Origin of the sequence: Streptomyces prasinopilosus (genome assembly GCF_001419695.1) — a bacterium.
GTDB lineage: Bacteria > Actinomycetota > Actinomycetes > Streptomycetales > Streptomycetaceae > Streptomyces > Streptomyces prasinopilosus.
Window position 1 is genome coordinate 1 of sequence record NZ_LIRG01000582.1, and the last position, 10,597, is coordinate 10,597.

12 protein-coding genes are annotated in these 10,597 nt (G+C 75.0%); 7 read left to right on the top strand and 5 right to left on the bottom strand.

What is annotated here, in order from left to right; all coding sequences use genetic code 11:
* From AOK18_RS22585 to AOK18_RS22595, 3 genes are all read left to right on the top strand, one after another.
* Window positions 1-987, top strand: a 987-nt coding sequence (locus AOK18_RS22585; RefSeq protein WP_079105133.1) for a molybdopterin dinucleotide binding domain-containing protein, incomplete at its 5' end; no start/stop codon positions are given.
* 136 nt (window positions 988-1,123) lie between these two features.
* Window positions 1,124-2,512 carry an aldehyde dehydrogenase family protein gene (locus AOK18_RS22590; RefSeq protein WP_055695526.1) on the top strand — a complete coding sequence of 463 codons (1,389 nt, stop codon included), beginning with the start codon at window positions 1,124-1,126 and terminating at the stop codon, window positions 2,510-2,512.
* Window positions 2,513-2,641: 129 nt separating this feature from the next.
* Complete coding sequence (locus tag AOK18_RS22595; protein ID WP_055695527.1) at window positions 2,642-3,727, top strand: Zn-dependent alcohol dehydrogenase; 1,086 nt, start codon at window positions 2,642-2,644, stop codon at window positions 3,725-3,727.
* Between the two features lie 150 nt (window positions 3,728-3,877).
* Here the strand turns inward: AOK18_RS22595 and AOK18_RS22600 are convergent, their stop codons facing one another.
* The 3 genes from AOK18_RS22600 to AOK18_RS22610 form a co-directional block, all read right to left on the bottom strand.
* Complete coding sequence (locus AOK18_RS22600; RefSeq protein WP_055695528.1) at window positions 3,878-4,906, bottom strand: DMT family transporter; 1,029 nt, start codon at window positions 4,904-4,906, stop codon at window positions 3,878-3,880.
* 133 nt (window positions 4,907-5,039) lie between these two features.
* Window positions 5,040-5,762: an ArsR/SmtB family transcription factor gene (locus AOK18_RS22605; RefSeq protein WP_055571685.1), complete on the bottom strand. Its 723-nt coding sequence runs from the start codon at window positions 5,760-5,762 to the stop codon at window positions 5,040-5,042.
* A 126-nt stretch (window positions 5,763-5,888) separates the two neighbouring features.
* Window positions 5,889-6,530, bottom strand: coding sequence for a TetR/AcrR family transcriptional regulator (locus tag AOK18_RS22610; protein ID WP_055571690.1), 642 nt, complete (start codon window positions 6,528-6,530; stop codon window positions 5,889-5,891).
* Between the two features lie 68 nt (window positions 6,531-6,598).
* Between AOK18_RS22610 and AOK18_RS22615 the strand changes: the two genes are divergently transcribed.
* The 3 genes from AOK18_RS22615 (at window position 6,599) to AOK18_RS22625 (ending at window position 8,942) form a co-directional block, all read left to right on the top strand.
* Window positions 6,599-7,750, top strand: coding sequence for an acyl-CoA dehydrogenase family protein (locus AOK18_RS22615; protein WP_055695529.1), 1,152 nt, complete (start codon window positions 6,599-6,601; stop codon window positions 7,748-7,750).
* A gap of 141 nt (window positions 7,751-7,891) precedes the next feature.
* Window positions 7,892-8,179, top strand: a complete 288-nt coding sequence (locus AOK18_RS22620) for a YiaA/YiaB family inner membrane protein (RefSeq protein WP_055571691.1) — start codon at window positions 7,892-7,894, stop codon at window positions 8,177-8,179.
* Window positions 8,180-8,294: 115 nt separating this feature from the next.
* Window positions 8,295-8,942: a TetR/AcrR family transcriptional regulator gene (locus tag AOK18_RS22625; RefSeq protein WP_055571687.1), complete on the top strand. Its 648-nt coding sequence runs from the start codon at window positions 8,295-8,297 to the stop codon at window positions 8,940-8,942.
* 47 nt (window positions 8,943-8,989) lie between these two features.
* On the opposite strand, the gene AOK18_RS22630 is transcribed toward AOK18_RS22625, so the two are convergent.
* Entirely contained in the window at window positions 8,990-9,451 is a 462-nt protein-coding gene (locus AOK18_RS22630; protein ID WP_055571688.1) for a MaoC family dehydratase, read from the bottom strand.
* A 126-nt stretch (window positions 9,452-9,577) separates the two neighbouring features.
* On the opposite strand from AOK18_RS22630, the gene soxR reads away from it, so the two are divergent.
* Window positions 9,578-10,078: a redox-sensitive transcriptional activator SoxR gene (gene soxR / locus AOK18_RS22635; protein WP_055571689.1), complete on the top strand. Its 501-nt coding sequence runs from the start codon at window positions 9,578-9,580 to the stop codon at window positions 10,076-10,078.
* A gap of 39 nt (window positions 10,079-10,117) precedes the next feature.
* Here soxR and AOK18_RS22640 read toward each other — a convergent pair.
* Window positions 10,118-10,597, bottom strand: a 480-nt coding sequence (locus AOK18_RS22640; RefSeq protein ID WP_055695530.1) for a hypothetical protein, incomplete at its 5' end; no start/stop codon positions are given.

A 10,597-nucleotide genomic window follows, 5' to 3' on the forward strand; every position in this document is an offset into this window, starting at 1 on the left:
CCGCCCGCCCAGAGCCCGCACCACGACTTCGCCTTCAACACCCTCGCCGTGCGCAACCAGGTCCGCTACACCCGCCCCGCGCTCCCGCCGGAGCCCGGCCGCATGCCGGAGACCGAGATCCTGGCCCGGCTCGTCCTCGCCGCCACCGGCCGGCACGGCACCGACCCGGAGGCCGTCGACCGGCTGGTCGTCCACCAGACCCTCGGCAAGGCGGTGAACGACCCGCACTCCCCGGTGCACGGCCGCGACCCGGAGGAACTCGCGGGACTGCTCACCGGCCGCGACGGCCCCGAGCGCCGGCTGGACATGATGCTCCGCCTCGGCCCCTACGGCGACGGCTTCGGCGCCGACCCGGACGGCCTCACCCTCGACCGGCTGCTCGCCCACCCGCACGGCATCGACCTCGGGCCCCTGAGCCCCCGCCTCCCGCAGCCCCTGAAGACCCGCAGCGGACGGGTGGAGCTCCTGCCGGAGCCGATCGCCGCCGACCTCCCGCGGCTGCGCGCCGCCCTCGGTGAACGCCCCGACGGCCTCGTCCTGGTCGGCCGCCGCCACCTGCGCTCCAACAACAGCTGGATGCACAACGTGCCCGCCCTCACCGGCGGCACCAACCGGTGCACCCTGCAGATCCACCCCGACGACGCCGAACGCCTCGGCGTCCGGGACGGACAGCCGGTGCGCGTCCGGGGCGCCGGGGGAGAGGTGACCGCGCCCGCCGAAGTGACCGACGCGCTGCGCCGGGGCGTGGTGAGCCTGCCGCACGGCTGGGGCCACGACCGGCCCGGCACCCGGCTCCGGCACGCGGCGGCCGACCCCGGCGTCAACGTCAACCAACTGCTCGACGGCAGCCTCCTCGACCCGCTGTCGGGCAACGCCGTGCTCAACGGGGTGCCCGTCGAGATCGCGCCGGAGACCGCGTCCGGGACCGGGGCCGCGTCCGGGGCGGGGCACGGCGCCCCGGCAGGGCTGCCCGGCCTGGGCGGGTGACGCCGCGGTCCCGCCCGGACCGGCCCCGGGCCCGCGCCGGCCGCCGCCGGACCGGGCCCGTGTCACCCTGGCGCCATTAAATTAGCGACGCTAGTTTAAGGGGCGGACCACGACGCCCCGCCCCGGAGGAAGTGCGATGAAGGCATACGACGGCATGTACATCGACGGCGCCTGGCGCCCCGCGGCCGGTCCGGACGTGATCGAGGTGGTGGACCCGGCCGACGGGCAGGTGATCGCCACCGTCCCCGCGGGCACCGTCGAGGACGTGGACGCCGCCGTCCGGGCGGCCCGCGCCGCCCTCCCCGCCTGGGCCGCGACCGCGCCCGCCGAGCGCGCGGCCCGGCTCGCCGCCCTCCGCGACGCACTGGTGGCCCGGCAGGACGAGATCGCGCGGACGGTGACCGCCGAACTCGGCGCACCCCTGAAGCTCTCGCAGACCGTGCACGCGGCCGTGCCGATCGCGGTCGCGGGCTCGTACGCCGAGCTGGCGGCGACCTACCCCTTCGAGGAGCGGACGGGCAACTCGACCGTCCTGCACGAACCGGTCGGCGTGGTCGGCGCGATCACCCCCTGGAACTACCCCCTGCACCAGATCGTCGCCAAGGCCGCGCCGGCCCTCGCCGCCGGCTGCACGATCGTCGTCAAGCCCGCCGAGGACACCCCGCTGGTCGCCCGGCTCCTCGCCGAGGCGATGCACGAGGCCGGCGTCCCCGCGGGCGTGTTCAACCTCGTCACCGGCCTCGGCCCGGTCGCCGGCCAGGCCCTCGCCGAACACCCGGGCGTCGACCTGGTCTCCTTCACCGGCTCCACCGCCGTCGGCCGCCGGATCGGCGCCGTCGCCGCGGCCGCCGTCAAGAAGGTCGCCCTCGAACTCGGCGGCAAGTCCGCCAACGTGATCCTCCCCGGCGCCGACCTGGCCCGCGCGGTCAACGTCGGGGTCGCCAACGTGATGTCCAACTCCGGCCAGACGTGCAGCGCCTGGACCCGCATGCTGGTCCACCGCGACCAGTACGACGAGGCCGTCGAACTCGCCGCGGCCGCCGCCGCCAAGTACGGCGACCGCATCGGCCCCCTCGTCAACGCCACACAGCAGGAACGGGTGCTCGGCTACATCGAGAAGGGCGTCGCCGAGGGCGCGCGCCTGGTCGCCGGCGGCCCCGACGCGCCGCGCGAACGGGGCTGCTTCGTCCGCCCCACCGTCTTCGCCGACGTCACCCCGGAGATGACCATCGCGCAGGAGGAGATCTTCGGCCCCGTCCTGTCCGTCCTGCGCTACGAGGACGAGGAGGACGCCCTGCGGATCGCCAACGGCACCGTCTACGGACTCGCCGGCGCGGTCTGGGCCGCCGACGAGGCGCGGGCGACGGCGTTCGCCCGCCGCATGGAGACCGGCCAGGTCGACATCAACGGCGGCCGCTTCAACCCCCTCGCGCCCTTCGGCGGTTACAAGCAGTCGGGCGTGGGCCGCGAACTCGGCGTGCACGGCCTGACCGAGTACCTCCAGACCAAGTCCCTCCAGTTCTGAGCCGGTTCCGAGCCGCTCGCGCTCCGTCCCGATCCGGTTGCGACCCGGATCGGGACGGACCGGGGCGACCCGGTCCCGCCTTCCCGAGCACTGACCACGTCCCTCCGGTACCAGGGGAGTCCCACCGCCATGGTTGTCCGCGCCGCCGTACTGTCCGCCGTCGACGCCCCGTTGGAGATCACGGGGATCGACCTGCCCGAGCCCGGTCCCGGCACGGTCCGGGTCCGGCTCGCCGCAGCCGGGGTCTGCCACTCCGACCTGTCCCTGGCCAACGGCACCATGCGCCTCCCGGTCCCGGCGGTGCTGGGCCACGAGGGGGCCGGCACGGTCGTCTCCGTCGGCGAGGGGGTCACCCACGTCGCGCCCGGCGACGGCGTCGTCCTCAACTGGGCGCCCTCCTGCGGTGCCTGCCCGGCCTGCGCGCGCGGCGAGGTGTGGCTGTGCGCCGACGCCCTGAGCGGCGCCGCCGCGGTGCACGCCCACCGCGCCGACGACGGCACCGCGCTCCACCCCGGCCTGAACGTCGCCGCCTTCGCCGAGGAGACGGTGGTGCCCGCGTCCTGCGTCCTGCCCGCCCCCGAGGGCGTGCCGCTCGCCGAGGCCGCCCTGCTCGGCTGCGCCGTGCTCACCGGCTACGGTGCCGTCCACCACTGCGCGCAGGTCCGGCCGGGCGAGTCGGTCGCGGTGTTCGGCGTCGGGGGAGTGGGCCTCGCGGCCCTCCAGGCGGCCCGGATCGCGGGCGCGTCGACGATCGTCGCGGTCGACGTCTCCCCGGCGAAGGAGGAACTGGCCCGCTCCGCCGGGGCGACCGAGTACCTCGTGGCCTCGGACACCACCGCCCGCGAGATCCGGTCCCTCACCGGGAAGCAGGGGGTGGACGCGGCCGTCGAGTGCGCGGGCCGCGCGACCAGCATCCGCGCCGCATGGGAGTCCACCCGGCGCGGCGGGCGCACCGCGGTCGTCGGCATCGGCGGCAAGGACCAGCAGGTCACCTTCAACGCCCTGGAGATCTTCCACTGGGGCAGGACCCTGTCCGGCTGCGTCTACGGCAACTCCGACCCCGCCCGCGACCTCCCCGTCCTCGCCGGACACGTCCGGGCCGGCCGGCTCGACCTGGACGCCCTGGTGACGGAGCGGATCACCCTGGACGGCATCCCGGCCGCCTTCGACACCATGCTGGCGGGCAGGGGCGGACGGGCCCTGGTGGTCTTCTAGGAGGACCCCGCACGGCGGGCGGGGGACCCGCCGCCCGCCGCGGTCCGGGGACCGCTCACGGCGTCGCCCGGTGGGCGCGGCTCCACGACCGGTCCGGGTCCGGCCGTGCCGTCCCGGAGCCCCTCGGGGGCGGGGGCGCCGGGCGCTTGTTCACGTCGCGCCGGACGCCCGGTCGGGCCGCGCCTCCCGTGCGTCCCGGACGCCGTGCGTCCTCTCCGGGGGTTCCTCCGGGGCCGGGGCCGTCCCCGCCGGACCGGCGGTCCCGGACCCCGTCCGCGTCCCGGCCCGTGAGGCCCGCGACCGCGACACCGCCACGCCGGCGAGGCACAGGGCGCCTCCCAGCAGGGTGAGCGGACCCGGCACCTCGCCCAGCGCCAGCCAGGACATCAGCACGACCAGGGCGGGCACCGCGTACGTGGTCGCGCCCATCCGGCTCGCGGACGTCCTGGTCAGGGCGTAGGCCCAGGTGGTGAACGCGAGGGCGGTCGGGAAGACACCCAGGTAGACCATGTTGAGCGTGGCGGAGACGGGCGCGTCGGCGGCCTCTCGGACGAGCTGCCCGGCGAAGGGCAGGCACACCACGGCTCCGACCAGACATCCGTACGTCGTCACCTGCAGGGGACTCCCCGTCCCCAGGGCGGGCTTCTGCGCCACCACGCCCGCCGCGTACGCCACCGCCGCCAGCAGGCACAGCACCACCCCGAGCACCGAGGAACCGCCCTCGCCGGACATCGACAGCCCCACGGTCACCGCCCCGGCGAACGAGACGGCCATGCCGGCCAGCAGACGGGGCGGCGTCGAGTCCCCGAGCAGCCGGGCACCGAGCAGCGCGATGAGGATCGGCCCGACGTTCACCACGAGGGCCGCGGTGCCCGCGTCGACCTGCTGCTCGCCCCAGTTGAGGGCGACCATGTAGAAGCCGAACCAGAGCACACCCGACACCGTGATCCCGCGCCACGCGGAGCGCGGCGGCATCCCTTCCCGCCGCCACAGGCAGATCGCCCCCAGCACCAGCGCACCGGCGGTCAGCCGCCCGAGGGCGAGGGCCCCCGGGGAGTAGGCGGACCCCGCGCTGCGGATCGACACGAAGGCGGAGGCCCACAGCACCACGGTGACGGTGGCGGCTCCGGCGGCGAGCAGTTCCGCACGCCGGCCGGGTCGCGGACGGGAGGTGTTCATCACGGTCCAGACGTCAGGAGGGGAAGGGACCCGCGGGCTTCGCGGTCCTCGGAACGGGGCTTACGGAACGTGCGGGCGTGCGGGCGTACGGACCGGGGCGAGGCGGGGGAGCGGTACGGAGCGGGGACGCCGGTCAGCGCAGGGCGGATTCCCCGATGCCCAGAAGTCCGGACAACGCACGCCCGCCCTCCTCCGTCACCCTCACCGCGCGCCCGGAGCCGATGCGGACGCACCACCGCACGTCCAGGGCGTGCCGGCACAGGGCCGCGCCGGCGGCTCCGGCGAGGTGGGGGCGGCGTTCCGTCCAGTCCAGGCAGGCGCGGGCCAGCGGGCGGCGGCCGTGCCGGTCGAGGCCGATGCCCAGGGCGTCGAACCAGCGCAGGCCCGCCGCGGTGAGCGCGAACCCGGTGTCCCGGAGCAGCAGCCCGCGGGCCGTGAACGCGTCCGTGACCGCGATGCCGAGCCGGCCGGCGAGATGGTCGTAGCAGGTCCGCCCGCGGGCCGCCGCCGAGTCCGCCCCCGCCTGCCGCAGGGTGCGCGGACGCGGGTGTGCCTCCGGGGCGATCCGTGCGGTCAGTTCCTCCACCAGCTGCGCGGCCCGCGCGTCGGCGAGCCGTACGTACCGGTGCCGGCCCTGCCGTTCCTCGGCGAGCAGTCCGCCGGCGACGAGCTTGCCCAGATGCCCGCTCAGGGTGGAGGGGGCGACACCCGCGTGCCGCGCCAGCTCGCCCGCCGTCCACGCCCGGCCGTCCAGCAGGGCCAGCAGGCACGCGGCCCGGGTCTCGTCGGCGAGCAGCCCGGCGAGCCGTGCGAGCCCGGCGGCCCGGGGATCCTTCGTGGTCATGCGCTCCAGCATGCGGTACGGACACTTCGGCGACGGCCGAACCGTGCCGTCCCCCGGGCACTCGCCGTCCCCTGTGCCCCCGTTCTCCTGGCCCCGGCCCCGGTCCGTGCCGGGCCGCCCGCGGGGGCGCGGAAGGTCCTACCCGGTGCTCCGCGCCTGCTCGTACTGCCCGGCCAGACCGTCCAGCAGGGCCGCCAGCCCCGCCTCGAAGGCCCGTTCGTCGATCTTCTCCTGCTTCTCGGCGAGCAGGTGGGCCTGGCCGAGGTGGGGGTAGTCGGCGGGGTCGTAGGCGCCGGCGTCGTCCACGAAACCCCCGGCGAAGGAGCCGAGCGCCGAGCCCATGATGAAGTACCGCATCAGCGCGCCGACGGACGTGGCCTGCGCGGGCGGCCAGCCCGCCTCGACCATCGCGCCGTAGACCGCGTCGGCGAGCCGCAGGGCGGCCGGGCGGCGGCCGGGGCCGCGCGCCAGGACCGGCACGATGTTGGGGTGGGCGCGCAGCGCCGCCCGGTAGGAGACCGCCCAGTCGTGCAGCGCGGTCCGCCAGTCCCGGCCGTCCTGGAACATCGACAGGTCGACCAGGGCGCTCACCGAGTCGGCCACCGCTTCCAGGATCTCGTCCTTGGTGCGGAAGTGGTTGTAGAGCGAGGGCCCGCTGACTCCCAGCCGCGCGGCGAGCCGGCGTGTGGAGAGGGCCGCCAGCCCTTCCGTGTCCACGAGCTCCCGTGCCGTTTCGACGATCCGGTCGGTGCTGAGCAGGGGCTTGCGCGGTCGGGCCATGGCGCACATAGTAGGGCCGGACCAGAAAACTAGCAGTGGTAATTAAAACTCGGGGTTGGGTGACTGTCATGAACCTGGAGCTCAGCGAGGAGCAGAGCGCCGTCCGCCGGCTCGCCCGGGACTTCGTCGAGCGCGAGGTCGTGCCCCACGCCGCGGCCTGGGACCGCGCCGAGGAGGTCGACCGGGGCATCGTGAGGAAACTCGGCGACCTCGGCTTCCTCGGGCTGACGATCGACGAGCGGTACGGCGGCTGCGGCGGCGACCACCTCGCGTACTGCCTGGTCACCGAGGAACTGGGCCGCGGCGACTCCTCCGTGCGCGGGATCGTCTCCGTGTCCCTGGGGCTGGTCGCCAAGACCGTCGCCGCGTGGGGCGACGAGGAGCAGAGGCGGACCTGGCTCCCCGGGCTCACCTCCGGCGCGTACGTCGGCTGCTTCGGCCTCACCGAGCCGGGCACCGGTTCCGACGCCGGCAACCTCTCCACCCGCGCGGTGCGCGACGGCGACGACTACGTCGTCAACGGCACCAAGATGTTCATCACGAACGGCACCTGGGCCGATGTCGTCCTGCTGTTCGCCCGGTCCACCGACGCCCCCGGCCACAGGGGCGTGTCCGCCTTCCTGGTCCCCGCCGACACACCCGGCCTGACCCGTCGCCCCCTGCACGGCAAGCTCGGTCTGCGCGGCCAGGCCACCGCCGAGCTGGTGCTGGAGGACGTGCGGGTGCCCGCGTCCGCGATGCTGGGCCCCGAGGGCAAGGGCTTCTCCGTCGCCATGTCCGCCCTCGCCAAGGGCCGCATGTCGGTCGCCGCGGGCTGCGTCGGCATAGCCCAGGCCGCGCTCGACGCGGCCGTGCGGTACGCGGGGGAGCGCGAGCAGTTCGGGAAGACCATCGCCCGCCACCAGCTCGTCCAGGAGCTGATCAGCGACATCGCCGTGGACGTCGACGCCGCCCGGCTGCTGACCTGGCGGGTCGCCGACCTGATCGACCGCGGCCGGCCGTTCGCCGTCGAGGCCTCCAAGGCCAAGCTCTTCGCCTCGGAGGCGGCCGTCCGCGCCGCCAACAACGCCCTCCAGGTCTACGGGGGTTACGGCTACATCGACGAGTACCCGGCGGGCAAGCTGCTGCGCGACGCCCGCGTCATGACGCTCTACGAGGGCACGAGCCAGATCCAGAAGCTGGTCATCGGGCGCGCGCTGACCGGGGTTTCGGCGTTCTGAGGCGGGAGGGCACCCTCGGGCGGGACGGGTGAGCCGCGGGGGTCGCACGGGTCCGGCGGGCCGGCCTGAGTAGCCGGTTCGCGCCGGATCTGAGTACCCCGACGGATGTGCGCGGTGCCGCGGCCGCCGACGCTGTTCCCCATGAGTGACACACCGGTCAAGCAGCAGAACACGGCGGCCTTCTACGGGCAGGCCGTCGCGTCGTTCGCCGTCGCCCTGGGTGCGACCGCCTTCGGCATCGTCCGGCTCGAGGCCGACGCCTGGGTGCGCGGCTTCATGGCGATCGCCGTCCTGTACCTCGTCACCTCCGCCTTCACCCTGGCCAAGGTCATCCGCGACCGCCAGGAGGCCGGGCAGATCGTGAGCCGGGTGGACCAGGCGCGGCTGGAGAAGCTCCTCGCGGAACACGACCCGTTCGAGAAACTGTGAGCACTGCGCGGCACGGCGACCGGCCCCCGCCCGGACGAGCGGACGGGACCCGGTCCTAAGCGATCGCTCACCCTTGCCGGTATGGTGTTACCCCTGCCAGCGAATGGGGTGAGCGATGAGTACGGCGGAGGAGACGGCCGGCGCCGAGGCGCAGCCGTGGGGTGAGGTCACGCCCGACGCGGCCCGGCGGCTGCTGCTCGCCGCCGTCGAGGCGTTCGCGGAGCGCGGCTACCACGCCACGACGACCCGCGACATCGCGGGCCGCGCCGGTATGAGCCCGGCCGCGCTCTACATCCACTACAAGACCAAGGAAGAGCTGCTCCACCGCATCAGCAGGATCGGCCACGAGAAGGCCCTGGACATCCTGCGTACCGCGGCCCGGACCGAGGGCAGCGCGACCCGGCGCCTGGCCGAGGCCGTGAGCTCCTTCGTCCGCTGGCACGCGGGCGGACGCACCACCGCGCGGGTCGTGCAGTACGAACTCGACTCGCTCGGCCCCGACGCCCGCGCCGAGATCATCGCCCTGCGCCGGCTGGTCGACGCCGAGGTGCGCGGGATCATCGAGGAGGGGGTGCGCTCGGGCGAGTTCGACGTGCCCGATGTGCGGGGGACCACCCTCGCCGTGCTCTCCCTCTGCATCGACGTGGCGCGCTGGTTCAACGTCAACGGCTCCCGCACCCCCGAGGAGGTCGGCGCCCTCTACGCCGACCTCGTCCTGCGCATGGTCGGCGCCGGGCGTACCGACACCGCCCGGGCGCAGTAGCGCACGGGGCGCCGGGGCGGCGCCCGCCCGGGAGGCGGCGCCGGGCCTCAGAGGTAGTACCGGGCCACCGACTCGGCCACGCACACCGGCTTGTCGCCGCCCTCGCGCTCCACGGTGAACGCCGTGGTCACCTGGACGCCGCCCCCCGCCTCCTCGACGGCGGTGATCCTCGCGGTGGCGCGCACCCGGGACCCCACCGGGACGGGCGCGGGGAAACGCACCTTGTTCGTGCCGTAGTTGACGCCCATCCGCACGCCCTCGACGGAGAGCAGCTGCGGGCCGAACAGCGGCAGCAGCGACAGCGTCAGGTAGCCGTGCGCGATGGTCGTGCCGAACGGCCCCGCCGCGGCCCGCTCGGGGTCGACGTGGATCCACTGGTGGTCCCCGGTGGCCTCGGCGAACAGGTCGATCCGCTTCTGGTCGACCTCCAGCCAGTCCGTGTACCCCAGCTGCTCGCCCACCGCCGCCCTCAGGTCGTCGACGGACGTGAAGATTCTCGGCTCTGCCATGTCCCGGCCTCCCGCGTCACGTTGATCGCGCGCCACCCGCGCGCCTAAGCGACTGCTTAGCATGGTCGGCCGTACGGCCCTTGTCAACGGACCGGCGGCCGCGTCGGGGTGGGTAGCCTTCGGGGTGTGCCCCAGATTCCGGAGAAGATCCACGAGCTCACGGTCGGCCAGCTCGCCGCGCGCAGCGGCGCCGCCGTCTCGGCCCTGCACTTCTACGAGTCCAAGGGACTGATCAGCAGCCGGCGCACCCCGGGCAACCAGCGCCGCTACCCCCGCGACACCCTGCGCCGGGTCGCCTTCATCCGGGCCGCCCAGCGCGTCGGCATCCCGCTCGCCACGATCCGTGGGGCGCTCGCCGAACTCCCCCAGGAACGCACCCCCACCCGGGACGACTGGGCCCGCCTCTCCGAGGCGTGGCGGGCGGAGCTGGACGAGCGCATCAGGCAGCTCAACAGGCTGCGCGACCACCTCACCGACTGCATCGGCTGCGGCTGCCTCTCGCTGGACAACTGCGTCCTGTCCAACCCGGACGACGTCTCCGGCGGCCGTCTGACGGGTTCCCGGCTGCTGCCCGAGCGGAGAACCCCCGCACCGGACGCCCCGCGGGCCGGCACCGGCACCGCGTGACCGTGGGGGTGCGGCATCCCCGGCGCACCCCCACCCTCCTCAGGCCGACACCAGCACCCTCGACCGCCTGGCGTCCGCCAGCGCCCCGGCCGTCAGGACGGGACGCGGGACCAGGATCCCGCAGTCCGCGCAGACCGGTCCCGCCGAGGGCTCGTGGTCCAGGCCGTACCTCCAGCGGAGCCGTTCCCCCCGGCACACGGGGCAGGCCGTGCCCGGCTCGCGCTCCAGCGCGGCGATCAGCCGCCGCAGCACCTCCGCCAGCGGCTCCCGCGGATGCACCCCCGGATCGTCGCACCAGGCCACGCCGAAACCGCCCCAGGTCAGCCGGTGCCAGTCGTCCACACTGCCCGGCCTGCGCAGGCCGCCGTGCTTCTCCTTCCTGCGGCGCTCGGCGAACTCCGCCTCGTAGCCCAGCCAGACCGCGCGGGCCTCCTCCAGCTCGTCCAGTGCGGCCACGAGCCGCGCCGGGTCGACGGAGCGGTCCTCGGGGTGGAACCCCGCCCGCGCGCACAGATGGTC